19 protein-coding genes are annotated in these 25,729 nt (G+C 59.6%); 6 read left to right on the top strand and 13 right to left on the bottom strand.

The features are described from left to right. Positions 1 to 232: 232 nt before the first annotated feature. Positions 233 to 2,017, bottom strand: coding sequence for an ABC transporter ATP-binding protein (locus tag GOW56_RS10635; RefSeq protein ID WP_171205846.1), 1,785 nt, complete (start codon positions 2,015 to 2,017; stop codon positions 233 to 235). A 429-nt stretch (positions 2,018 to 2,446) separates the two neighbouring features. After that, positions 2,447 to 3,385 (bottom strand): cytochrome c family protein, encoded by a 939-nt coding sequence (locus GOW56_RS21795; protein WP_253284242.1) that lies wholly within the window; start codon positions 3,383 to 3,385, stop codon positions 2,447 to 2,449. Between the two features lie 96 nt (positions 3,386 to 3,481). Between GOW56_RS21795 and GOW56_RS10625 the strand changes: the two genes are divergently transcribed. From GOW56_RS10625 to GOW56_RS10615, 3 genes are read left to right on the top strand one after another with little or no spacing between them, the layout of a single operon-like run. After that, the gene (locus GOW56_RS10625) at positions 3,482 to 4,006 is read left to right on the top strand and encodes an RNA polymerase sigma factor (RefSeq protein ID WP_216597837.1); all 525 of its coding nucleotides are present in this window, start codon (positions 3,482 to 3,484) and stop codon (positions 4,004 to 4,006) included. Further along, the gene (locus tag GOW56_RS10620) at positions 4,003 to 4,740 is read left to right on the top strand and encodes a hypothetical protein (protein WP_171205845.1); all 738 of its coding nucleotides are present in this window, start codon (positions 4,003 to 4,005) and stop codon (positions 4,738 to 4,740) included. Before GOW56_RS10625 ends, GOW56_RS10620 begins: the two co-directional genes overlap by 4 nt. A gap of 38 nt (positions 4,741 to 4,778) precedes the next feature. Further along, entirely contained in the window at positions 4,779 to 5,867 is a 1,089-nt protein-coding gene (locus GOW56_RS10615; protein WP_371807898.1) for a helix-turn-helix domain-containing protein, read from the top strand. On the opposite strand, the gene GOW56_RS10610 is transcribed toward GOW56_RS10615, so the two are convergent. Beyond that, positions 5,840 to 6,730, bottom strand: a complete 891-nt coding sequence (locus GOW56_RS10610) for a LysR substrate-binding domain-containing protein (protein ID WP_170345200.1) — start codon at positions 6,728 to 6,730, stop codon at positions 5,840 to 5,842. The genes GOW56_RS10615 and GOW56_RS10610 overlap by 28 nt on opposite strands. 107 nt (positions 6,731 to 6,837) lie before the next feature. Between GOW56_RS10610 and GOW56_RS10605 the strand changes: the two genes are divergently transcribed. Then, positions 6,838 to 7,839, top strand: a complete 1,002-nt coding sequence (locus tag GOW56_RS10605; protein ID WP_171205843.1) for a sterol desaturase family protein — start codon at positions 6,838 to 6,840, stop codon at positions 7,837 to 7,839. A 72-nt stretch (positions 7,840 to 7,911) separates the two neighbouring features. Here the strand turns inward: GOW56_RS10605 and GOW56_RS10600 are convergent, their stop codons facing one another. Together GOW56_RS10600 and GOW56_RS10595 are read right to left on the bottom strand one after the other, a co-directional pair. After that, positions 7,912 to 9,216, bottom strand: a complete 1,305-nt coding sequence (locus tag GOW56_RS10600; protein ID WP_171205842.1) for a UDP-glucose/GDP-mannose dehydrogenase family protein — start codon at positions 9,214 to 9,216, stop codon at positions 7,912 to 7,914. 372 nt (positions 9,217 to 9,588) lie between these two features. Continuing rightward, entirely contained in the window at positions 9,589 to 10,476 is an 888-nt protein-coding gene (locus GOW56_RS10595; RefSeq protein ID WP_171205841.1) for a LysR substrate-binding domain-containing protein, read from the bottom strand. Between the two features lie 229 nt (positions 10,477 to 10,705). On the opposite strand from GOW56_RS10595, the gene GOW56_RS10590 reads away from it, so the two are divergent. Continuing rightward, positions 10,706 to 12,061: an MmgE/PrpD family protein gene (locus GOW56_RS10590; protein ID WP_171205840.1), complete on the top strand. Its 1,356-nt coding sequence runs from the start codon at positions 10,706 to 10,708 to the stop codon at positions 12,059 to 12,061. Positions 12,062 to 12,252: 191 nt separating this feature from the next. Here GOW56_RS10590 and GOW56_RS10585 read toward each other — a convergent pair whose 3' ends face one another. The 8 genes from GOW56_RS10585 to xdhA form a co-directional block, all read right to left on the bottom strand. Next, positions 12,253 to 12,990 (bottom strand): Asp/Glu racemase, encoded by a 738-nt coding sequence (locus tag GOW56_RS10585; RefSeq protein WP_171205839.1) that lies wholly within the window; start codon positions 12,988 to 12,990, stop codon positions 12,253 to 12,255. Continuing rightward, on the bottom strand, positions 12,987 to 14,054 hold the full coding sequence (locus GOW56_RS10580; protein WP_152460547.1) for a histidinol-phosphate transaminase: 1,068 nt from the start codon (positions 14,052 to 14,054) through the stop codon (positions 12,987 to 12,989). The genes GOW56_RS10585 and GOW56_RS10580 overlap by 4 nt, the downstream gene beginning before the upstream one ends. Continuing rightward, entirely contained in the window at positions 14,051 to 15,703 is a 1,653-nt protein-coding gene (locus GOW56_RS10575) for a hydantoinase B/oxoprolinase family protein (RefSeq protein WP_254447202.1), read from the bottom strand. Before GOW56_RS10575 ends, GOW56_RS10580 begins: the two co-directional genes overlap by 4 nt. Continuing rightward, positions 15,703 to 17,799 (bottom strand): hydantoinase/oxoprolinase family protein, encoded by a 2,097-nt coding sequence (locus tag GOW56_RS10570; RefSeq protein ID WP_171205837.1) that lies wholly within the window; start codon positions 17,797 to 17,799, stop codon positions 15,703 to 15,705. The genes GOW56_RS10575 and GOW56_RS10570 overlap by 1 nt, the downstream gene beginning before the upstream one ends. 515 nt (positions 17,800 to 18,314) lie before the next feature. Then, positions 18,315 to 19,916: a xanthine/uracil/vitamin C permease gene (locus tag GOW56_RS10565; RefSeq protein WP_171205836.1), complete on the bottom strand. Its 1,602-nt coding sequence runs from the start codon at positions 19,914 to 19,916 to the stop codon at positions 18,315 to 18,317. 43 nt (positions 19,917 to 19,959) lie between these two features. Beyond that, entirely contained in the window at positions 19,960 to 20,838 is an 879-nt protein-coding gene (gene xdhC, locus GOW56_RS10560; protein ID WP_171205835.1) for a xanthine dehydrogenase accessory protein XdhC, read from the bottom strand. A gap of 3 nt (positions 20,839 to 20,841) precedes the next feature. After that, on the bottom strand, positions 20,842 to 23,160 hold the full coding sequence (gene xdhB, locus GOW56_RS10555; protein WP_171205834.1) for a xanthine dehydrogenase molybdopterin binding subunit: 2,319 nt from the start codon (positions 23,158 to 23,160) through the stop codon (positions 20,842 to 20,844). 15 nt (positions 23,161 to 23,175) lie between these two features. Beyond that, positions 23,176 to 24,639 carry a xanthine dehydrogenase small subunit gene (xdhA, locus tag GOW56_RS10550; RefSeq protein ID WP_171205833.1) on the bottom strand — a complete coding sequence of 488 codons (1,464 nt, stop codon included), beginning with the start codon at positions 24,637 to 24,639 and terminating at the stop codon, positions 23,176 to 23,178. A gap of 155 nt (positions 24,640 to 24,794) precedes the next feature. Here xdhA and GOW56_RS10545 point away from each other — a divergent pair, with 155 nt between their 5' ends. Continuing rightward, entirely contained in the window at positions 24,795 to 25,697 is a 903-nt protein-coding gene (locus GOW56_RS10545) for a LysR family transcriptional regulator (protein ID WP_152460540.1), read from the top strand. Positions 25,698 to 25,729 lie beyond the last annotated feature (32 nt).

The following is a 25,729-nucleotide window of genomic DNA, read 5'->3' as shown; positions in this document are numbered from 1 at the left end:
GCCAAGGCGCTGGCAGGAACGGCGCGCAGGCGTGGGCGACCATGCCACATGTTTGTGTCGCTACCGACCAAGATCGCCATATTCGAATCCGCGCGCGAGATAGAACCGTTTGTTTCCCGGGATTGGGCCTGATGATTTCGATGCACGGACACTCGTGATGAGAATACTCCGCCCCTCTTCCGGACAGGTCTTGCCCAGAGAGGGGAGGCATGTGACAGACCGAATGCAGGGGCTACTCTGCCACTTCCGCCGAGGGTTCGTGTTTTTTGAATTGCTGATTGAACAGATTGCGGAAGCTTCCGTTCTTTTTCATCAACTCGTCCAGATTGCCCTGTTCCACGATCGAGCCATCCTGAACCACGATAATCTTATCCGCTTCCAGAACAGTCGAAAGTCGGTGCGCAATGACGACGACGGTCACGTCCTTTGTCAGGGTGTCCAAAGCCTTTTTGACAAGCGATTCCGATTCAGCATCCAGCGCGCTTGTGGCTTCGTCCAAAAGCAGGATCTCGGCTTTTCTCAGAATAGCGCGGGCAATCGCAATTCGCTGCTTCTGGCCACCTGACAGGAAGGTGCCGTTTTCGCCAACCTGCGTATTGTAGCCTTCGGGCAGATCCATGATGAAATCATGCGCATGTGCGGCTTTGGCGGCGTCTATGACTTCTTCGTCCGTGGCGTCAGGGGACGAGCAGCGCAGGTTGTCCATGATCGATGTCGAGAACAGGAATGTATCCTGACCGACATAGGATATTTTGCGTCTCAGCGAGGCAAAGCTCACCTCGCGTAGATCCTGACCATCAATCTCAACGCTGCCCTGATCGGGATCATAGAAACGCATGATCAGGCCGAACAACGTGGACTTACCGCCGCCGGATTGACCAACAAGAGCTGTGGTTTTACCGGCCTCGAACGTGACATTCATCTCTTCGATCACCGGCATCGCACCATGATAGCCAAAGGTTACATTGCGCAATTCGATCTGTCCGGGGCCGTCGATGAGGTCATGGGCTTTGGGGCTCTCCAACATCGTCTCGTCCTGATCCAGCAAGTCGAACAACATGGCGACACCGACCATGCAGGTTTCGATCTGGACACGCATTCTCGACAGACGTTTTGCTGGTTCATATGCCATCAGAAGTGCGGTTATGAAAGACATCAACTGACCTGCGCTAGGTTGTTCGCTTCCAGCGATTCCCATTGTGCTGACGACTAGTACACCTGCCACAGCAAGACCGGCCAAAAATTCCATGAGGGGGCTGGCCACGGACTGAAGTCTCGAGATATCGTTTGCCCGGTCCTCGACCCTCCGAATGGCGGTGTCCATGCGATTGATCATGCGATCTTCCAGTGAGAAGACCTTGATAACCTTGATACCAGCGGATGTTTCCTGAAGTACCCGAATAATTTCAGCCAGCGATGCAAACTCGGCCTGCATGATCGAACGCACGCTTTTCAGCAGATAGCGTACCCCTAGAAGGGCGATCGGGCCCACGACAAAGAACATCACCGACAGAACGGGTTGCTGGTAAACCATAACCCCTACAAGGCCGACCAAAGTCAGGGCGTCGCGCACAAATCCGGTGACCAGGACATCGATGAGGCTGCGAGCCGCCTGAGCACCGTGGGTGGTGCGCATCAAAAGATCTGAGGATTCATTGGTCGAAAAGAACGAGACGCCGTGCCTGAGGAGTTTGCGATAAACCCTGTCTTGCTGTTGCGCGACGATCCGGTTGCCGGCGCGGGCCAGGAAAACAGACTGAATATACGAGGCAATGGCCTTAACCAGAAACAGAATCACGACCCCAAGCGCAATGACATGCGCGTAGCCCCGCAATTCCGGGCTGGTCATCGCATCGACAATGTACTCCATCATATATGCGGAGCCGGCCGTGGTGACCGCCACGGCAATCATTGCCAGAACCGCAATACCATACAGCTTGCCTTGCGCGTAAAAGCTTTCACCTACAAGGCGGCCCATATAGCCTGATCGCCACTTGTTCCAGGCGCGCTTTATCATTGCGTTCTCCAAATCGTGAAACTGTGCGCACGCTCAGTTAACCTATATCTTGTCGGGCCTAAAGGACAGATGCCATGCTGCGGCAGAGCGGCCCATCCCGACCATCTGAGCTGTAGGCCCGCTAAATAATGGCTGGTTGACGATCGGACAAGAGTTGGAAAGCGCAACAACAACCGCGATTTGCCCCTTTGTACGGGCGCAGGCAGGGTTGGTGGCGCGACAGGATCCGCAAAAAACGCCTTAAAATACGGGCTGTTTTGCCACAAACGAGTCGTGTGTCCGGCATGAATCCGCTGATAGAAGGCTGTAATTCCTGACTTTGAACACGTGTTGATCCGAAACCAGACAGGGGACGGGCACAAGCATCGTATCCGATCCCGGGGCCGGTTGCGTGAAATCGAAATTCAGCAGGTCTCTTGGGTGTTGCCGTCACCCCTCTTCTTGCAAATACGCAAGAAGGTTAACAATATCTTCGTCCTTTTTCAGGCCGCGAAACTGCATTCGATTGCCCTGAAGATACCCTTTGGGATCCGTCAGGAATGCGCTCAGGGTTTCATGGGTCCAGACGATGTCGGAACTTTCCAGCGCTGTCGAATACTTGAATCCCTCGGCCTGACCGGCCTTTGCGCCGAGAATGCCGTGCAGGGACGGGCCAACACCATGGCTGCCTTCTTTCAATTTGTGGCAAGCGCTGCACTTGCGAAACACCTTTTTGCCGGCCGTCGCGTCACCCTGAACAGCTGCGGCAGCAACAACCTCTGTGGCTTCCGATGCCGTCGCGGCATGTTCTTCATCCGTGTGAAAGATCAGCCGGGCTGTAATCGGTACCGTTCGGGTGATGCCGGGCAGGCTTGCCAATTCCATAAGCTTGTCCACGCCGGCGTTGACACCGGCGTCTTCGGTGCTGAGAAACACCATGTCGTTTGTCGAAACAAGCACTGACGTCTCGGACAAGCGTGCGACGAACATTTCCGCGTCAAACTCAACTTCCGTGCCGGCCAGCGAAAGCACGGAAGCAGCATCCAGAGTGGTGGTTTCACCCACGGCCAGCCCTGCAACCTTCGCCATGTCGAATTCGGCCGTCAGGCGCGCAGTGGGTGCTTGGCGGAATACAAATTCGATCATCCGTTCGTTGCGAATTTCTATGTTGGTCTCGACCGAGGACAGGTCGATCTCGATTTCGGCCACGCCCTCCTGCGTCACGTGTCCGCTCAGGCTGGTGAAGCTGTTGACCTCGCCCACCGCGTTTTTCTTGATCGTTCCATAGGCCAGATGCGAGCGATCGGACTCCAGTGTCCAGCCCGCTGCCCATATGGGTGTTGCAACAATTGCCGACGCAAACGTGACTGCCTTCAACAGAAGTTTCATTTCTTTCCTCCGCGGTTTATGTCAGTTTTGGCCCTGCGGGCCGGGTCCGTTTCTGACAAACACACACAGGTCGCGTTTTATTCGATGAGTGCCGAGATGACTTCCGAACAGGCCGTTCGTGACGCCGTACAGATGCACTCAAGACGCGTCTGGCGGTTTGCTCTGGCGTTGTCGGGGGCATCGGATGTGGCGGACGATCTGGTGCAGGCCACATGCCTGCGTGCGCTCGAGCGGCATCATCAGGTAACGTCGCATGATCGTCTGGACAGTTGGCTGATGACGATCTGCCGGTCAATCTGGTTGAACGAAGTGCGGTCTCGTTCCGTCCGGCGGGCACAGGCGCTGTCCGTGACCCCAGAATCGGAACTGGTCGCAACTTTGCCGGATTCAGAAACGAATATTTTTGCGGCTGAAGTGTTTACTCAAGTGATGCAGCTGCCAGAAGCGCAGCGGGAAACGGTCATGCTCGTGTTCGTCGAAGGGTACAGCTACCGCGAAACCGCTGCATTGCTGGACGTTCCCATCGGCACAATCATGAGCCGGCTATCGAATGCCCGGCGGAAACTGAAAACCGTGATGCAGTTTGAGGCGGCAGACGCCGCGCGACGGAGTGGCAAATGACGTTTTCCGACGAGACGCTGTTGGCGTATCTGGAAGGCACGCTGGATGAGGCTCAGAGCCGCGCCATCGAGGCCGCGGTTGAGGATGATGTCGAGCTTGAACGCCGCCTGATGGCGCTGGATCCGTTTGCGCCTGTCGTTCGGCAGGTCTTTGAGACACTGCCCACCGCGGCGCCGAAGGTCGATTTGCCGGAACCCGTGGCGCGAAACACCAATGGCGGGTTTCTGCGCCTTCTGGCCGTGGCCGCGGGCGTCGGGGTTGCAGCCGTTGCCCTGACATTCTGGGCGACGCGTCCGGCGGAACTGGGCTGGGCGCAGCAAGCGGCGATCTATCAGTCGCTTTATGTGCCCGAGACGATTGTCTCGCTGGACAGTTCCGAGGCATCGCTGGACAAGCAGTTCGCGATGGCCGAGGCAGCACTTGGCAGGTCTCTGAACCGTGAAGCGCTGGACTCCCTGCCTGGGCTGGAGTTGAAGCGAGCACAAGTGCTTTCGTTCAAGGGAAAGCCTTTGGTTCAGGTCGTTTTCGCCGATGAGCAGGGTCAACCCTTTGCCTTCTGTGTTATCCGCCAGGGGCCGAACGCCCCGAAGGCAGAGGTCAAACAGGCCATTCTGAACGGTTTGGCAACAGCGACCTGGGCGCAGGATGGCTATGGTTACATGCTGCTGGGCAGCTCTCCGCAGACCGATTTGAGCAGCGAACTGGATGTTCTGACCGGAACCTTTGCGAGCTGACGGAATACCCCTTGTGAAGCAACGGGAATGCCCGAAGAATGCGGGGTATGACGTCGAAGAAACCCTTGCCCCTTCCTGAAGACGAGGCCGAAGATCTTGGCCCCGCCAGCATCTATGACGGCGATCCGTCCGAAGAGGACGACCTGTGGTTCTTGCCACCGGATGAAGTCGAGGAAGACGAGGGTTTCTTCCTGCCCGGGCCGCGACGCGAACAGCGCCTGCTGTTCGATCCGCGTGATTGGCGGGCTGCGCAGTCCGACCTTTCTGCGGAACTTGCGGATCTGGCCATGACTTTTGGCGCGCTGGATGAACGGTTGCGAGCGGGCCCCGAAGGCTGGACGCATCGCTTGGCATTGATGGAGACGTCCGATCTGGGGTGGTGGACCGGAGACCGGATCAGCGTGGATCGATTGGCTTTGTGGACCGGTTTGCGGATCGGCGCGACTCATGATGACGTGCAGGCCCTGTTCCGGGCCGGATGGGCCGTGCGACGCCTGAGTTCGGGCGCGCCGCCTGCTGCCGGCGGTTGGGAACGCGGGCTGACCGCGTTTCTTGACCGACTGGCTCAGGGGGCCGACGCGACCCCGGAATCCATCATTGATCTGGCCGAGGTCATGCAAAACGCCGAAGGGTTGCATCCTGTGACGCAGTCGGCAATTGCGTTTCACGCCTGGCGGGCGGTGTCACAAGGCATCGGACAGGACACGGAAGCAGCCGTCATAGCCGCGCGGCATGCGGCCTCGATGGGGCGTGGCGGTGCGCAGTTCATGCCCTTGGCCTTGTCCGGGCCGCGTGCGCTGCGCGGCTCGGGGGATCCGTCGGAAAAACTGAGCGCATGGATCGGCGGCGCAGGCCAGGCTGCCCTTGCGGCGTTGTTGCGCCTAGACCGGATCAGCGCGTGGGAGGCGAAAGCCAAAGAGGTCACGCAGGATCTGAGCGGCCGCACCCCACCGCGCCTGATCAATGCATTGACGGCCTGGCCCATGGTATCCGCGCCTTTGGCCGAAGACCTGACCAAGGCTTCCCGCGCCGCGGTACAGCGCAATTTCGACCTGTTCGCGCAGCGGGGTCTGGTTCGCGAAGTCACCGGGCAGGGGCGTTACCGCGTCTGGACGGCGGCGCTGTAATCCATCAGCCAATCGCGAAACGTACGCGCTGCCGGGCGCAGCGCCGTGCGGGAAGGGTAGACCAGATGATAGGCTTCCTGCCCCGGACATGAGATGTCTGGCAGGCAGGGAACCAAACCCGACAGCTTCATAATCCGATCTGACGCGGGCGCGCGCGCCAAGGCAATGCCGCATCCGCTGGCGCAGAGCTCGGCCGCCATCACCGAATTGTCGGCAAAAAAGTACCGTGCCCGGCCCGCTGGCAGCCGCTGGTGTTCGAACCAATGCGGCCAGCTTGCCCGATGGGTCGAAACTTCGATCAAGGTGAAGTCGAACAAGTCCTTTGCCGTCTCGATCCGGGCAGCAACCTCGGGTGGGGCGATGGGATAGAGATGTTCGCGCATCAACTCGTCACTTTCCGAGCCAAACAGCGCAGGGTTACCAAACACGATCTGAAGGTCAGTGAACCGATTGGCAAAATCCGACACGACATTGCCGGTCGAAAGCGAAAGGTTGATCTGAGGATGCGCCGCCTGAAATCCGGGAACACCCCCGGCCAGAATGCCATGTGCAAAAAGCAGCACCGACTGCACGTAAAGCCTTTGCTCACGGGTTTCGCCGAACAGACCCGCGGTTGCCGTTTCAAGCATGAGCAAGGATTGCTGTACCGACGGCAGATAGGCGCGCCCGGTCTCGGTCAAAGTGACCGCATGCGCGTGGCGGTGGAACAAGGGTGTGCCCAGCCGTGTTTCCAACGCTTTGACCTGCTGGCTGACGGCGGCAGGCGTCATGTTCAACTGGGTCGCGGCACGGGCAAAGCTTTCGGTTCGGGCCGCAGCCTCGAATACGCGCAGCCAGTTGAGGGAAGGAACACGGGTGTTCATTCCAGCAGGCTAAGCAGAACTTAGCCTCACCGGCAAGACAATTGGGTCTGAGCTTTTGATCCCCGGCCTTAGGCTTGTGGTCAGTGAACAGATGAAATGAGACCACTATGTCAGACCCCGCCCTGCCGCCACGAACCAAGCGCAAGATCTGGAACTACACGCCCCAGCTGCCGATTCAGACCGCGCCCTACTGGGATTGGCCGATAAAACCTCTGGCCGCGTTGAAATACCTGTTGCAAAGCTGGAACCCACTTGCATTGCGGGCGCTGCTGCTGGTCTTTGCGGTCATCACCTGGACCTGTCTGACGCCTTCATTGAGCAGGATCGAGACCTTCGGCTGGGATTGGGTTGCGGAAATCTGGTTCCGCAATTTCTGTATCCTGATGGTGGTTGCAGGCGGCTTGCACCTGGCCCTTTGGAGGTTCCGTACGCAGCAGGACGAATACCGGTATGACATGCGCCCGATGATGAAGGGCGCCAAGGTGTTCACTTTCAAAAATCAGGTCTGGGACAACATGTTCTGGACCTTGGGCCCGGCGTTGACGTTCTGGACGTTCTGGGAATGTCTGATCTTGTATTCCTATGCCAATGGCTGGATCACGATGATCACATTTGACGGCAACCCGATCTGGTTCATCGCCATGACCGTCTTTGTGCCGATCTGGGCCGGGTTCCATTTCTACTGGCTGCACAGGCTGCTGCATGTGGGTGTGCTTTATACAAAAGTCCACGCTTGGCATCACCGCAACATCAACACCGGCCCTTGGTCGGGGCTTGCGATGCATCCGGTCGAGAGCTTTTTCCTGATGTTCGATACGATGATCTTTTTTCTGCTGCCGTCGCATCCGATCCACGCCGTTTTCCTGCTGTTCCATCACGGCATCGGCGCTCCGACCTCTCATGCCGGGTTCGAGCACGTGAAGGTCGGCAACAAGGCCAAGTTTCAGGTCGGGGATTTCTTTCATCAGCTGCATCATCGGTTTTTCGACTGCAACTACGGCACTTGGGAAACCCCTTGGGATGAATGGTTCAACACGTTCCACGACGGCACCGATGAAGGCAATGACATGGTCAAGGAACGCCGCCGCAAGATCTGGGCCACCGAATAGCCCGTGAAGGCAGATCACTGCCGGACCCAAGCGGGTCCGGTGGGCGCGTCTGATCCAACAGGTGGTGTGCGTTCAGCGTCCAACACCGACATAGGTTTCAAAGCCGGATTTCAGCGCCTGTGACTTTGAATAGATATTGCGCAGATCCACCATTCGGGCAGAGTTCATGGAACCGGCCAGCTCGGTCAGGTTCAATGCGCGGAACTCGTTCCACTCTGTCAGCAACACCACAACGTCAGCCCCTTGAACCGCTGCATAGGGGTCGTCGCACCATTCGACTCCGGGCAACAGTGCATCGCCTTCCGCTTTGCCCTGCGGATCGACGACGCGCACTTTGGCTCCTCCGCCGATCAAGGCGGGAATGATGGACAGTGATGGCGCGTCGCGCATGTCGTCCGTGTTGGGTTTGAAAGTGACACCCAGAACCGCCACCGTCTTGCCGTTAAGGCGGTCGTCGCAGGCGTCGCGGATTTTCTCGATCATCCGCTTCTTGACCTCGTCATTCACCCGAATGACGGTTTCCGTGATCTGCATCGGATATGCATGATCCTGCCCGATCCGCGCCAGCGCGGCGGTATCCTTGGGAAAACAAGAGCCACCATAGCCCGGCCCCGCATGCAGGAATTTGTTGCCAATTCGTCCGTCCAGACCGATGCCGCGGGAAACTTCCTTGACATCCGCACCGACCTTTTCACACAGGCCTGCGATTTCATTGATGAAAGTGATCTTGGTCGCCAGAAACGCGTTGGCGGCGTATTTTATCATCTCGGCGCTTTCCAGATCGGTGGTCAGGATCGGAAAGTCACGCAGATAAAGCGGTCGGTAAATCTCGGCCATCACTTCGGCGGCGCGATCGTTTTCCACACCGACGACGACGCGATCGGGGCGCATGAAGTCGTCGATTGCAGCGCCTTCGCGCAGAAATTCAGGGTTCGAGGCCACGTCGAATTCGGCTGTGGGGTTGGCTGCCGCAACGACTTCCTGAACTTTTCTGTTTGTTCCCACCGGCACGGTCGATTTGGTGACGATGACCGTGTAACCGGTAACCGCTTGGGCGATCTCTTCCGCCGCGGCCATCACATAGGTCAAATCCGCGTGGCCGTCCCCTCGTCGGGTCGGAGTTCCGACCGCGATGAAAACCGCATCGGCGCCATCAACTGCTGTTTTCAGATCGGTTGAAAAACTCAGGCGACCGGCAGCAACGTTTTTTGCCATCAGCACATCCAGGCCCGGTTCATAAATCGGCACTTCTCCGGCCTTGAGCATGTCGATCTTTTGCTCAGCCTTGTCGACGCAAATCACGTCATGACCAAAGTCCGAAAAGCATACACCGGACACTAAGCCAACATAACCGGTGCCGATCATTGCAATACGCATCCAAAAATCCTTTTTACCAATTACCACGGACGGCGTGGGCACAATCAAAGAAACTGACGCCGGTTTCAATGGCCGTCAGCACTTGCGTGATGCATCCCATAGATTCTTGCGGATATTGAGGCAATAGAAGCGCAGATGGTGCAAAGCCCTCCGAAATCGCGATCATGTCGGCTTTGTTCAGCGGAACCGACGATCAGGAAGAACTGGTTGGTGTCGAAACTCGGTTGCAAAGAGGGTGCTGTTGAGGGCTGGAATAGCCCCTGCCTTGGGTATTGATGACGCGCGGAAGTGATTGCGCGTTCTCGCCGCCAACAAGCTGGCTGGCAAGGAAAATAGGGGCCGCGTGACATGCCCCGGCAAATGACCGGTCGATCAGCTGTCCATTTCAGCGGCGGCTTGCAACAGCCAGTTCTGAAACAGCCGGACCGGTGGTGAAACGGGTTTTTCCTTGAGACGCATGAAATAGGTCCAGGGACTGTTCAGATCAAACCGGAAAGGCTCGATCAGCAGCCCCCGCTCGACATAGGACCGGGCCAGCGACCGGGGCAGGGCGACGCATCCCAGTGACTTGGCGGCCATTTCCATCGCCAGATTCGAGACATTCGTCCGCAACCCGCCCTTCTGGCTCAGATCGGACAACCCGAAATGCCGCGCCGCGTGCTCCCAATAGGAGGGGCGGCCCAGGATATGGATCAGCGGTGCATTCTGCAATTGCTTGGGGTCGGTCAGCGGCTCGCCATCGACCAGAAAGTCGGGCGCACAGACCAAGGCCAGCTTTTCGACCCACAAACGTTGGGCGTCCGGCGACACATCGTCGACATGATTGATTGTCAGCGAGATGTCCGAAACATTTGGTTCGACATCAGTCCAGACAGTGCCATGAACCGTCAGATCAATATCGGGATGCACCGCGTTGAAACCACGGATCACATCCGGCAACCAGTTCTCGGCCAGACTGACCGGGCAAGAAACCACCACTTTGCGGGTATGCGACCGCACGATGACCGATTGCGTGGCAGCGTTGATTTCCTGGAGGGCATGGCGCACCGACGGCAGATAGGCCTCGCCCACATCTGTCAGCGACAGGGAACGGGGATGGCGCACGAACAGGGGGCGCTGCAAAAACTCTTCCAACGAGCGGACATGATTGCTGACGGCAGATTGGGTGCAGTTCAGCTCTTCGGCAGCAGCGGTAAAGCTCAGGTGCCGTGCCGCCGCTTCGAACGAGCGAAGAAAGGTCAGGTGTGGAAGATTCATCATGACGGACGTTTCTCAGGCAAGGCACATCGCAAAGAATTAATAAGCCCAGGGCTTGCTGTCTTGCCCATGAGCGACTCACACGTATGGTTCTGCCTCGAAATGTGATCTGGTCCTAGTCACAAATAATCCGGGGCCATTGCCCCATGATTGTTTTCGTGCCGCTATGCGCAAACTCACATAGGCTTTTTCTTGTAACCGGAACCCGAAAGAAAAACCTCGACTGGACACCGTGACAGATACCTTTCAGACCGTTGCAGATTTTGCGCTGAATCGTGCCGCGCAGGAATTTCCTGATACCGCACGCAAGGCAGCGGCGTTGATGCTGCTGGATACGCTGGGGATCACCATAGGATCGGGGCCGATGCAGGCCGGACGGATTGCGCGCGAGAGTGCGGTAGCGCTGTTTGGCGCGGGCGACCCGGGGCTGAGCGCGCGCATGCTTTTCGACGGTCGACGCGTCAGCGTCGCGGGTGCGGCCTATGCAGCGGCCACACAGACCGACAATTTGGACGGCCATGATGGATACAATCCGACCAAAGGCCACATCGGGGTTGTCGTCGTTCCCGCACTGGCGGCATTGGCTGAAACCGTTCAAGATTTTTCAGGCCCCGAAGCGTTGGCGGCGGTGATCGTTGGATACGAGGTCGCGGGACGCGCGGGCATTTCGTTGCATGACACTGTCAGCGATTATCACACATCCGGAGCTTGGAACGCGCTTGGCGTGGTGGCCGTGGCGTCGCGCTTGCGCGGTTTGACGGCCGAACAGATGCGGCAGGCCATGGGGATCGCCGAATATCATGGCCCGCGCAGCCAGATGATGCGCGAGATCGCCAATCCCACCATGCTGCATGACGGTTCGGGCTGGGGCGCGTTGGTTGGCATTTCTTCAGCGGTATTGGCCGAGAAAGGCTTTACCGGGGCGCCGGCCATCACCATCGAAGCGGCAGACGTTGCCCCCCATTGGCAAGATCTGGGCGATTTCTGGCAAATGGAGCATCAATATGTCAAACCCTACCCGATCTGCCGTTGGGCCCACGCCGCAATTGATGCCACCCGTGCACTCATGCGTGAAAACGACCTGACTTACCGCGATATTGCCGCGATTCATGTAAACACGTTTCGGGAAAGCGCCTGCCTTTTCCAGGGCATGCCGGATGATACGTCCAAGGCGCAGTATTCGCTGCCATTTGCTGTCGCGACAATGGTTGCGCATGGCCGGATCGGAGTTGAGAACATCACCGGTGCGGGCCTGGCCGAACCGCTGGTCGCCTCGATCGTCGAGCGTATCTCGGTTTCAGAGGCCGCACGCCATTCCGACCGTTTCCCCGAAAGCCGGTTCGCCGATGTCAGCATCACTCTGACCGACGGGCGGATACTCGAGTCGGGCGACGTACATGCACGCGGCGGACCCGAGGCACCAATGGATGAGGCAGAAGTGATCGACAAATTCATGGAATTTGCGACACCATCACTGGGTGCATCCCGTGCCGCCGCCATTCGTGATGCGGTTCTGGGGCTGGGCGCGCCAGGTTCGAAATTCTCAGACCTTGGCGCGTTGATCTACGCCCCCGCCGACCAGACGTAAAATCTGCCGAAGCTGCCGTTGAAACGCGTTCCGACCGGCACATCCGCACCCTTGATCCTGATGGCGGCGATGATGCAGGCCCTGCCGCCCGCTGCACAGGTTGAATTGGAGCTGGGAGCAAGTCTGGGTGATCCAAGACCCGCTCGAGGTGAGCTTGCTTTTTTACATTGTCGCCTTGCGCCCTGATCCGGTCAGAGCAGGTCGAACAATCGCCCTGGCAGCGCGTCATGACGCGGCAGGTTCAGCGCCCGCATAAGGCAGAACATCATCGCCTGATTTGAGGTGACGACCGGCTTGCCCAGCGTTGCTTCAATCCGGTCGACCGCCTCGACCGAACGCATGTCGGTGCAGCTGAGAATTATGGCCTGTGCCTGCGGGTGATCGGCCTGACAGGCCAGTTCATAGACGTCGTCCGGGGTCAGCTCTCCCTGACCGTAATTGCCCAGCTTTCGGCCCACATCGGCGCATCGAACGGTCTCGATTCCGTTCTGGGCCATGAAATCCATCGCCTGAGCGTTTATTTCGCCCAGATAGGGCGAGGAAAAGCCGACCTTTGTGGCCCCCAGTACCTTGATTGCGGCGATCAATGATCCGGCCGCGGTCAGCGACAGCGCACCGGATTCCGATTTGATCTGTTGCGCCAGCTCAGCGTCGAAAGACGGCCCATGGGTCAGGGTGGCCGAGGTGCAGCCGTACAGCACCACATCGGGCCGCACTCCCGAGATCATCCGCAGATCGTGGCTGATATCCGAAGCGCCCAAACCTGCCATTTGATCCGAGCAGGGAATTTCGTCCACGTCATAACCGCCCATGCGCTGGAAATGGATGGTGGTGTTTGGCGGTCGCAGCATCTCCATATCCGGTTCCAGATTGGTGTTGGTGAAGGGCACCAGAACACCGATCTTGGCGGCTGTGCGGGTCTCGGTCATGTCAGCGCTCCTTTCAAGATGTCGCGGGCCTTGTCCATCACTTCGGGCGCACAGATCGTGGCGCGCAAACAGTCCGACAAACCATAGCCGCCCATGCCGCGCATCATCAGGCGCTCAGCCCGCAGGGCCGTGTCGGCGCGCTGTGCCTGCGCGGTCGAGGCAAAGCGGATCAGCACGAAATTTGTGTGGCTTTCCGGCACGCTCAGGCCCAGTTCGCGGCATTCCTGCGCAAACCGGTCCCGAATTTCGGCTGTCCGTGCGACGACGTTGCGCATATGGGCCTGATCCCGCATCGCCGCCGCCGCCGCTGCCTGCGAGGCAATCGAGATATTGTTGGGATTCAAAAGCTTGCGGACCTCACCCGAGATTTCGCTTGGGAAACAGCCCCAGCCGGCCCGCGCCCCCGCCAGCCCGTAGGCCTTGGAACATGTACGCGTGATCACGGTGTCGCCCCGATCCACCAGCGCAAAGATCTGCGCGGGATCGTTCGTGGCATCGGCAAATTCCGCATAGGCCTGGTCCACCACCAGCAATGTATCGCCAGGCAGATCCGATCGCAGGCGGACAATTTCGTCATTCGGGATCAGCGTGCCGGTGGGGTTGCCCGGATTGCAGACGAACACGATGCGGGTGGCAGGTGTGACAGCGGCCAGCAGCGCGTCCACCGATACGGTCAAATTGACCTCGGGCGCTGCCACATATTCGGCCTGTGCCTGTGCTGTGGCCGAGGCGACAAAGGCATAGCCATATTGTGTGCCCAGCACCTGATCGCCCGGTCCGGCAAAGGCGCGGATCAGACAGCCAATCAGTTCCATCGAGCCCGCCCCACATAAAATGCGCGCGGGGTCGAGCCTGTGCACCTCGGCAATGGCCGAGCGCATTTCGGCCCATTCCGGATCTGGATAAAGGGCCAGATCCGCCAGCGCTGCCTGCCCGGCCGCAACGGCGGCGGGGCTTGCGGGAAAGGCGCTTTCGTTCTGCGCCAGTGAAATCGTGCCTGCGCCGTTCGGATCAGCCAGCGCATAAGCGCCCATGGCGCCAACGTAAGGAACCGGTCGGATCATGCGTCACCCCCGTAAATCCTGGCGCCTTGCGCACTTACCAACCCGCGTTTGATGTCCAGTGCCAGCGCATCCGGGTCGCGTTCGGCAGGGTCGCCAAAGCCGCCGCCGCCCGGTGTATCGAAGATCAGGTAATCACCGTGTTCCACCCGCAATTCTCCTTTACCCGGAATATCGTTTGCACCGTCCCTGAAACGGATGCGACCGGGCGCGCCGGGTCTGCCGCCCATACGGCCAAGCGCCGGGTATTTCAGCCGTTCGACCGACAGGAACACGATAAAGGGTGCCCCGTTGGACGAGGTCATCTCGATCCGTTGCCCCAGCCCGCCGCGATACTTGCCCGCGCCGCCGGAATCCGGGCGCAGTTCGCGCCGCCAGATCGTCACGGGTGCGACGCTTTCGGTGATCTCGACCTGACTGCCGAACACGCCCGACGGATAGGCCGTGGCCGACAGACCATCGGCATGAGGTCGCGCGCCGGTTCCACCATTGTGCACGGGTTCCACCGCGAATTCGCGACCGCCATCACGGGCCACTTCGGGCGCGTGGCGCATGGGCAGGTCGAACATGCAACTTGCGCCTTCGGCCGGGACCGCATCGGGCAGGGCCTGATGCAGGCAGCCCAGAACCAGATCGGGCGTGACCTGACCCAGGGTATGCCGCATCGCAACCGGCACCGGGCGCTGCGCGTTCAGGATGCAGCCCTTTGGCCCGTCAACGGTAAACGGCTCCAGCGATCCCGCATTGTTGGGAATGTCCGCGCCGACAATGCAGCGCAAGGCAAACACCGTATAGGCGGTGGCATAGTTCAGCGGCACGTTGATGCCCTTGCGCGAACAGCCCGAGGTGCCCGAGAAATCCACATGCATGCCGTCCTTCCTTACGGTCAGGGTCGCGTGCAGCTCCAGCTCATTCTCATAGCCGTCCATCTTCAGAACATTCTTGTAGACACCTTCGGGCACGTCGGCGATGGCCTCCAGCGTGCCGCGGCGCGACGTGTCGATGATGTACGAGCCGAGCGTCCCTAGATCGTCGAGGCCAAATTCCTCCATCATCGACAGCAGCCTTGCAACCCCGGCTTCGCAGCAGGCGATCAGTGCATAGATGTCGCCATCATTGGCGATGGGTTCGCGGCTGTTGGCGCGGATGATGTCCAGCAGCAAAGCGTTGGGGGTGCCCTGTTCAACCAGCTTGCAGGGCGGGATCAGCAGGCCCTCGTCATGGATGTCGGAACCTTCGGGGCCCATGCCCAACCCACCCAGATCAACGAGATGCGAGGTGCAGGAGGTAAAGCCCACCACCTTGCCATCCTTGAATGCGGGCATCATCAGCAGAAAATCGTTCAGGTGCCCCGAGGCAAGCCATGGGTCGTTCGTCATGTAGATGTCGCCCGGCTTCATGGTCTGAACCGGGAAAGCCCGGCGCAGGTGCTGCACCGCCTCGGCCATGGTGTTGATGTGCCCCGGCGTGCCGGTCACGGCCTGCGCCAGCATCCGGCCATCGGCGTCAAATATCCCTGCAGAGATGTCACCACATTCGCGTACGATCGGGCTGAAGGCGGCGCGGATCAGGGTTTGGCCCTGTTCTTCTACCACGGCCAGCAGACGATTCCACATCACCTGCAATCGGGCGGGCGAAAGATCGGACGACATCATGCGCCTCCTTTCTGGTCCTGAACGAGGACGAGGTTTCCAAGGGCATCCACATGTGCCGAGAAGTCGGCGGACACGAGCGTGGTTGTCTGCGGCTCGGTGATCAATGCAGGGCCGTGAAGGTGGTCGCCGGGCTTCAGATCCGACCGGGCAACGAAGGCCGCTGGCTTTGATACTCCGTCCACGTCACAGGTGATCGGACGGGTTTCCGGCACCGAGATTGTCTTCAACCGGGGCGTTTCTGGAACCGCCGGCACGAAGCTGTCACAGGTCGCGACACGCACCGCCCAGTTGAGAATCTCGATCTGCATTCCCGGCACCGGGCGCGAGAATTGCTTGCGGTATTCCTGTTCGAATGCAGCGGTCAGCGGCACGATATCTTCGGCGGTCAGGGGGCGGTCAGGAAGGGAGATCTCGATCTCGTGTCCCTGTCCGTGGTAGCGCATGAAGGCAGTGCGCAGCGTCTGGGTCGGGACATCGCCGGCCCCTTGCAAGACGACCTCTCTTGCCTCGGAAATCATGGCTTCGAACAGCGTGTTGATCCCGTTCAGCTCCATGCTGCCCAGCAACGAATAGCGCGAGCGGACGATCTCGAAAGACACCGGAGCGAACAGGAAACCGACGGCCGATCCGACGCCGGGATCGGGCGGGATCACGATGCGGCTGACCCCGGCGGACCGCGCCACCCGGCTGGCGTGCAATGGCCCGTTGCCCCCAAACGCAATCATTGTTCGTGGGCCCAAGTCCTTGCCGGATTCCACCGCATGCATCCGACCCGCGCTGGCCATGCTTTCGTCGACGATGCGGCTGACGCCATCGGCGGCGCCTACGGCATCCAGATCCAGCTTCGACCCGATCACCCGGCTCAGCGCCTGTTTCGAGCCTTCGGGATCAAGCTGAATATGCCCCTCGGCAAACGTGTCCGGTACGATATAGCCCAGCGTGATATCACTGTCGGTCACCGTAGGCCGGGTTCCGCCGCGCATGAAGGCGACGGGGCCGGGCTCGGATCCCGCTGATTTTGGCCCCACGGTCAGCCGTCCCAACCGGTCAACCCCGGCAATCGAACCGCCTCCGGCGCCGATCTCGATCATTTCGATGACCGGTATACGCACCGGCATGCCGGATCCTTTGATAAACCGGGCGGCGCGGGCAATCTCGAACTGGCGTGAGGTCTGCGGACGGGCGTTGTCGATCAGGCACAGTTTGGCGGTGGTGCCGCCGACGTCAAAGGACAGTACCTGATCCAGACCGGCGCGGGCGGCGACGCGGGCGGCCAGAATGGCACCGCCGGCAGGGCCGGATTCCACCAACCGGATCGGAAACCGCGCGGCGGTTCGCATGGTGCACATTCCACCACCCGCGGTCATCATCAGGATCGGACAGGTGACGCCCCGGGCCTCGAATTGTTCGACAAACCGGGCCAGATACGTTGCCATCAGAGGCTGGATATAGGCGTTGGCGACTGTCGTGCACAGCCGGTCGAATTCGCGCGCTTCGGGGCTGACGTCCGACGAAATCGAGACGGTCAGATCGGGGCGCCTGTCCGCCAGCGTATCGCGCAGCCTGCGCTCGTGCTCGGGGTTTGCATATGCGTGCATCAGGCAGATGGCGATGGCTTCTGCTCCGCTGGCGTCGATGTCCTTCAACAGCGCGTCGATGGCTGTGTCTTCCATCGGTATCAATACCTTGCCATCCGCCGAAACGCGCTCGCGGACCGTCAGCGCGCGCTCACGCGGCACCAGCAGATCAGGTTTTTCCAGATTGATGTCATATTGCGAATAGCGCCGCTCGTAGGCGATTTCCAGAATGTCCCTGAACCCTTCGGTGGTCACGGTTGCCACGACCGCGCCGCGTTTTTCGATCAGCGCGTTGGTGGCCAGCGTGGTGCCGTGAATGAAACCGGTGACTTCGCTCAGACGGTGCCCTGTCTGTTGCATTACGCGCGCTGCGCCTTGCATGGCTCCGTCGGCGGGGTTGTGATGTGTGGTCAGGGTTTTGGTCGAGGCAAGTATCGTCTCTTCGCCAGAGACAAGAACCGTATCCGTGAACGTGCCGCCAATATCGATGGCCAGGCGCAGCGCGTGAGTTGTCATGAGGTTATCCGAAAAATCCGTAGTCACAGCGTGATGCGTAAGGGCCAGAGGCCCTGAGATCAGGCTGGGATCACAAGGTCACAGCCGGTGGCACGGCGGTCCATGGGATTTGGAAAACAATTGTTCATCAGCAGGTATTCTTGTTCATACCAGCATGCCGCAACAAGCCGGAAAGCGACAAAAATGCCTGCAAACGACAAAATTCGTCACGCCTGGCCGATTGCGGGGCTTGCGGGTGAGGGTCTTGACCCCGCGCACATCACCTGTGGTCGTCTGTTTTGTGTGACCCAGCCGATGCGGCGCCCGTGTTCGTGTTGGAAGTTGCCCAGGCGGCGCAGCCGTGTGGTTCGCAAGGGTGATCCACTGCAACATCTGTGCGAACCAAATGCCCTGCCCGGAGATAGGCGAGAGAAAGATCAGCAAGCGGTCGCAGGGCAAACTCTGCCTCATGAACGACCACGACTGAACGGGAAGGGAAGGTTTTCGGGGCAGCCATGCGACTGCCCCGCTGTCGATCAGGCCTGTTGGGCGGGTGAATCGTCATCGATGAGATCGGGTTCGTCCGGTACGATGATACGATGTTCGAGATCCTCTTTCGGGGCGAACATCGGGTAGACATAGAGGAACGCGCCGATGATCAGATAGCCGATGGTTATCCCGTCGAACTGAGGCATCTGTAGCGTGTAGGAATGGATGATGCCGATCGAAGACATCAGCCCACCTGCGACAGCAAACGCGCCGGCCATCCGGAAGCGCCCGTCAATCACATCGGCCACGATGGCACCCCAGACCAGACCGGTGATGATCGCCCCCTGGCTCAGGGCAAGGTGCCCCTCGTAATGAGCCCCTTCCATCAGAAGGGCCGAGGTCAGATCAGGATCTCCCAAGGATGGCAACCCTTCGACACCGCTGCTGCGCAGGGCGTTCATCAAAGATCCCCATTTGACCATCAGGAAGGCCGAGATATGGGGCAGGATCGCGAAGGATACCGCAGCCATGTGCATCGGTTTTACAGCCCAGGCCGTGTTGGTGATCAGGCTGACTGATACAAAGACCAGTACCGGTGCGGCTGCGGCGATCGGGATCAGCCCCGCGAGGAAGGACAGGAACCCCAGAAAGGCGGCGGCGGCAATTACAACGGCCACACCGACAATATACCCCGCATGGGCATCCAGCCGTTTATAGGCCGGATGGCCGATGTAAACGGTTGTCGGGAATGGCGAACCAAACAGAGCACCCAGCATCGTGCCCGCGCCGTCCGTCACCTGGCAGAGCCCGACAGGGTAATGGTCGCCTGCCGCTTCGGCGGATTCCACGTTGTTCATCGTTTCGATGAAGTTGTAGATCTGCACGGGGATCAGCACCAGGAACAGCTCAGGGTTGGCGAACAGGTATTGCACACCGGCGATCAGATCACCGAAATACGGGATCGGCGGGTAGAACCCGATGCCGCTGACATCAATTTTGGACTCGCCAAGCAGAAGGGCGATCACGGTACCGGCAGCAATCGCGACAAGGCCGGCCGGAACATTGCCCGGCAGGCGGAAACGGCCGATCAACCCCCAGAGGATGAACAGCAGCGACGTAAAGCCAATGATGGGGTTCTCGAACACTTCGGCCAGCGGCACAGAGCCGATGAAGACCAGGGCAATGCCGCACAGCGTCCCCAGCATCCCCGCACGTGGCGTGATCCGCTTGAGATACGGTCCAACCACCGCGCCCAAAGCCGCGACGATGCCGCCCATGAACCCGGCGCCGATGCCCACTTGCCAGGCAAGCATTGGATCATTTGTCGCCCAATAGATGGGTCCGATCACCCCGAACAGGTAGACGAACATAACTGGCGTCGAGATGCCGTAGGGCAACGCGGTTACGTCTTTGCCCTGCGCGTTTGCCGCCCATTTGGCGAGGTATGCGTAGACGGTTACACCGGCCAAAATCGCTATGGCAGCGCCGGGAACGATGCGGCCAAAGACGATGTCCGCAGGCATTTGAAACACGAATTGGCAGACCCCGGACAGGATCAGCAAGTTGACAAGGTTGTCGGTAAACAGCGCCCAGAAAGCGCTGAAATCGCTGCGGCTAAACAGCTTGTATTCATAGGTCCTCCCGTCCATGACGGTCTCCTCCTCTGATGTGACCGGTTTGGCCCGACAGGTGTCAGGCCGATCTCCCTTTCCGGTCGTGATGATGGCCCCGCAGGGGTGCCTGGTTTGCCCCGGTCAGGGCGGTCGCGGCAGTTTCAGAGGTCAATTCAGCCATCACTTCGGCCGCCACGAAGGCGGCGATGACGCTGGGCCGCTTGTCGCGGCTACCGCTAGCCCCAATGGGGCATTTCAAATGTTCGATGGACTGTCCGTCACAGTGTTTCTGCGCCCAGTTCCTGAGCTTTACCCGCTTTGTGGCGGAACCGATCATCCCCACATAAGCGGCGTCATTTCGTTCCAGCGCGGCGGTCGTCAGCAGAAAATCCAGCCCGTGATCATGGGTCAGAACGACAAAGGCGCTGCCTGCGGGCGCGCGCCAGATTTCGGCTTCGGGAATCGCGCTGACCCGGGTTTCGACATCAGCGGCGCAAAGCGCGATCTCTTCGGGTCTGGTATCGACGAGGATGCAGCGCACCGGCAGATGCTGAAACTGATTGGCGAGGGCACGCCCCACGTGGCCCGCCCCCATGACATAGACATGAGGCAAAGCATCTTCGTTCCGGGCCGCGCGTTCCGTCGCGGCCCATTTGTCGGACGCACGCATGCGGGACAGGTTCAATTCGACCCGGCCGCCGCAGCATTGCCCGATCTCGGGGCCAAGTGGCACGTCCAGATCCTGATGCAACGCACCGTCACGCAGCATGTCCCGCGCGGCGTTGATGGCGAGGAATTCCAATTGTCCACCGCCTATGGTTCCCCACAACGCCCCGGGCGCGACGAACATTTCTGTCCCCTCATTGCGCGGCGAAGACCCGCGGACTCGGGTCAACGCAACGCGGATCACGCTATGCTGCGCGGACAGAAATTCGTTCAGAGAACCCGGGGCAACCATGGCTCAGGACCCGGCTTGCAGCCGCGCGACGGCCATGAGCACACGTTCGGGCGTGGCCGGCGCGTCAAGGCGGGGGCATTCCCGGTAATCAGCGACCGAGGCAACGGCCATCGACAGGGCCTCGAACACCGAAATTCCCAGCATGAACGGCGGCTCACCGACGGCCTTGGAGCGTTTGATGGTCAGCTCGCGGTTTTCCGACCAATCGGTAAGGTTCACGTTGAAGATGCGCGGGCGGTCTGACGCGAGCGGGATCTTGTATGTCGACGGAGCATGGGTGCGCAGGCGGCCGGCATCGTCCCACCAAAGCTCTTCAGTGGTCAGCCATCCCATACCTTGAATGAATGCGCCTTCGACCTGACCTTTGTCCAGCATAGGGTTCAGCGAACGTCCGACGTCGTGCAGCAGATCCGTCCGATCCACGCGGTATTCACCGGTCAGTGTGTCAATCGCGACCTCTGAACAGGAAGCACCATAGGCGAAGTAATAGAACGGGCGGCCTTGTCCTTTGGCCCGGTCCCAGTGGATTTTTGGCGTCTTGTAGAACCCGGCCGCCGACAGTTGCACGCGCGCCAGATAGGCCTGTTTGATGAATGCATCGAAGGCCAGAACGTCTTGGCCGATATGCACCTGATTGGCGTGGAAGACCACTTCCTCTGGCGAGACGTTCCAGGTCTCGGATGCGAACTTCACCAGACGTTCCTTGATCTGTTCGACTGCGTTCAACGCCGCCATGCCATTCAGGTCGGTCCCGCTGGACGCCGCAGTGGCCGAGGTGTTGGGAACTTTTTCAGTCGTCGTCTTGGTAATCTTGATCCGGTTGAAATCGACCTGGAAGGCCTCGGCCACGACCTGAGCAACCTTGGTGTTCAGACCCTGGCCCATTTCGGTGCCACCATGGTTCAGGTGGATCGACCCGTCGTTATAGACATGCACCAGCGCACCGGCCTGATTGTACCAGGTCGCAGTGAAAGAAATGCCGAACTTGACCGGTGTCAGCGCTATGCCTTTTTTCAGAACCGGCGATGTCTTGTTGAACGCGATGATGTCCTGACGGCGCTGGCGGTATTCCGAGGTCTCTTCCAGCTCTCCGACCAGCCGGTCGAGAATGCAGTCTTCGACCTCTTGGTGATACGGGGTCACGTTGCGGTCCGTGGTGCCATAGAAATTGGCCTTGCGCACATCCAACGGATCCTGCCCCGTGGCATAGGCGATTTCTTCGATCATCCGTTCCGCCGCGATCACGCCCTGCGGGCCGCCAAACCCACGAAACGCGGTATTCGATACGGTGTTGGTCTTCATCGGGCGACTGTTCAGACGCACATTCGGATAGAAATAGGCGTTGTCCGCGTGAAAAAGCGCCCGGTCGGTCACGGGGCCGGACAGGTCTGCCGAAAAGCCACAGCGCGCGGCAAAGCTGCCTTCGACCGCCTGAATGCGACCTTCATCGTCAAAGGCGACATCATAGTCGATCACGAAGTCGTGGCGTTTGCCGGTTGCGGTCATGTCCTGATCCCGGTCGGGGCGGATTTTGACGGCGCGGTTCCACTTTTTGGCAGCCATGGCCGCCACTGCGCAGAACAGGTTCATCTGGCTTTCCTTGCCGCCAAACCCCCCACCCATGCGACGGACGTTGACCACGACCGCATTGGACGGCACCCCAAGGACATGCGCCACCATGTGCTGCGCCTCGGACGGGTGCTGGGTCGAGCAATGCACCACCACGTCGTCGTCTTCGCCGGGAATCGCAAAGGCGATGTGACCTTCAAGGTACATGTGATCCTGACCGCCAACGCTCATGCGGCCTTTGATCCGGTTGGGCGCGGCCGCCTGAGCCGGTGCCACGTCTCCCCGCTCCAGCTTGAGGGGCGCTGTGACATGCGGGTATCCTGCTTTCTGCGCGGTGATCGGGTCCAACGCGTGGGGCAGGGTTTCGTATTCGATATTTGCCCGTTCCGCAGCGCGGCGCGCGATGTCGCGGGTCTCGGCAATCACGGCAAACAACGGCTGGCCGTGGAATTGTATGGCGTCGGTCGGGAAAACCGGTTCGTCGTTCAGGTGGGTCGGGCTGATATCATTGGCCCCCGGCACGTCATCAGCGGTCAGCACACCGACCACGCCGGGCGTTGCCAGAACGTCGCTGAAATCGATACCCAGAAGCTTGGCGTGCGCGACGTCTGAAACGCCGAGATACGCGTGCAGCGCGCCTTGTGGCAGCGCAATGTCGTCCGTGTAGTCGGCCTGCCCTGTGACGTGCTTGACCGCACTGTCATGGTTTACACTGGTGTGAGCCGATCCAATGATGGAAACGTTGTCTTTCATGTTGTCGTCTCCTGATCAGGCACAAGTCAGTTGAACGGGGGTGTCGGTTGCGTGGTCGTTTTCAAGGAAGAACCGGCGCAGCAGGTTTTGGGCGGTCAGCATCCGATAGTCCGATGATGCGCGCCAATCTGTGAGAGGTGAGAAATCCTCGGCCAGCGCTTCAGCGGCGGCTTCGAAACTTTCGCGTGCCCAGGGTTGGCCGTTCAGCGCCGCCTCGGCTGTCGATGCGCGTTTAGGCGTGGCGGCCATGCCCCCGAATGCAATGCGCACATCGCTGATGATCCCGTCTGTGACGCTCATGTGCAGTCCGGCGGCCACGGAAGAAATATCCTCGTCTCGGCGCTTGGAAATCTTGTAAGCCGCGTCCAGATCATCGGGTCGGGGCAGGGGCACGCGGATGCTTTCGACAAATTCGTCTGGCAGACGGTCCTGCTTGCCATAGTCGATGAAGAAGTCAGCCAGAGGCAGGGTTCGGCGTTCGGAACCGCGCCGCAGAGTGATTTCCGCGCCAAGCGCGATAAGAACCGGCGGCGTGTCCCCGATGGGTGAGCCGTTGGCGATGTTTCCACCGACGGTTCCCAAATTCCGCACCTGCCACCCTGCGATGCGATCCCAGTAGGAGGACAGGTGTGGCAGGTGTTCAGACAGAAGGTCCTGGCAATCGGTGTAGCTGGCGCCGGCACCGATCAGGAGGAGAGACCCCTGTCTTTCGACTGTTTTCAGGTCTTCGAGATGACCGGTGAAAATGGCGGGGCCAATGTCGCGCAGGAACTTGGTCACCCACAGGCCCACATCGGTGGCTCCGGCCACGATCGTTGCGTTTGGATATGCTTGCAGGCATTCGGCAAGATCATCGACGCTGGATGGCAGAATGCTCAGGTTGTTTTCGGGTCCGGAGACCACGCGCCGCCCGTCCTTCAGGGCCGCCAGACGCGCGGTCATGGTTTCGCGTTCGGTGTTCAGATGATCAGATGCCGGGGTGCCGTAGCGGCTGACGGCAATGGCCGCTCGGATGATCGGCTCATACCCGGTGCAGCGGCACAGGTTGCCCTGCAATGCGGTTTCAACCTGTACTTCGGTCGGTTCCGGAGTTTGCATCCAAAGCGCATAGAGGGCCATGACGAAGCCCGGTGTGCAGAACCCGCACTGGCTGCCATGATGATCGACCATGGCTTGTTGAACCGGGTGCAGCCGGCCCTGAGGCCCGGACAGGTGTTCAACCGTGACCACATGGCAGCCATCGACGGAGGCAAGAAACCGGATACAGGCATTGACCGGAGCATAGGTCAGACCAGCGTCACCAAGCCGCCCGACAAGAACGGTGCAAGCACCGCAGTCGCCTTCGGCGCAGCCTTCCTTGGTACCTGTCAGCCGGCGGTCCAGCCGCAGGAAATCCAGAAGCGTCTGGTCTGCCGAAACATTTGCGACGGACACGTCCCGGCCATTCAGGACAAATTGGATGTCGGCGCGATGCGTCATGGAATTCTCCCTCTGCCCCTGCCTTCCGGAGGGTGGTCAGTGGAACCATAGGAGCAAAGATTGAGGTGGAAAATCGCTGCAAACGGCAAATACTTTCAACAGATCGTTGAAAAAGATGGGGCCATGGCGCATTCTTTCGCTGCTGGGAGGATCCAATGTCTTACATCGAAAGTCTGCGTGTTTTTGTCCGAGTGATGGAGCTGGGCAGCATCACCTCTGGCGGGCGTGATCTTCGGTTGACCCCGGCGGTGGCCAGCAAACGGTTGAAAGAGCTTGAAAACCATCTGGGTGTGCGGCTGTTCAACCGAACCACCCGGTCGATGACACCAACCGAAGTGGGGACGGTTTTCTACGATGAAGCCAAGGCGGTCCTGCTGGCGCTTGATCACGCCGAAGCGCGTGTCGCCAGCTTTTCCGACGCGCCTCGGGGGGCGATCCGCATCACCGCGCCTTTGGGTGTCGGGCGCAGAATCGTTGCGCCTCTGGTGCCGGAATTTTCTGACCGCTACCCGGAAACAGAGATTCGCATGCGTCTGTCCGATCGCAAGGTGGACATTCTGGCCGACGGTCTGGATATCGCCTTTTTCATTGGTGAACCCGGCGATTCAACCATGAAACTGCGGAAGTTCGCGGATTGTGATCGTGTTCTGTGCGCTTCGCCCGATTACCTGTCGCGGTTTGGGACGCCCAAAACACCGGATGATTTGTTGCACATGCCCCATAACTGCCTGTTGCTGCGTTATCCAAGGTCTCCGGAATACTATTGGACTCTTCGCACTGACATGGGGCCGCGAAAGCTTGAAGTTGGCGGCAAATACGACGCGGATGATGGTGATGTGCTGACGGACTGGGCCTTGGCCGGTCGTGGGATCGTCAACAAGCCGCGCTTTGACGTGCGGGAGTTTCTCGAGGATGGGCGGCTGGTCGAGGTCCTGCCCGAGACGCCCCCCTTGCCAACGATTTTCGGGTGTCTTTATCCGCACAAAAAGCTGCAAGATCCCAAGGTGCGCCTGTTTGTCGAACATATTGCGCAACACAGCAAACGCTTTTTCGCATAAAGAAAACCGGGCATCACGGCCCGGTTCGCTGT

It is taken from the genome of Ruegeria sp. HKCCA0235A, from assembly GCF_013033235.1.
In the GTDB taxonomy this organism is placed as follows: domain Bacteria; phylum Pseudomonadota; class Alphaproteobacteria; order Rhodobacterales; family Rhodobacteraceae; genus Ruegeria.
The sequence above is the reverse complement of the archived record's forward strand: the minus strand, read 5'-3'. Positions and strand labels throughout refer to the sequence as shown.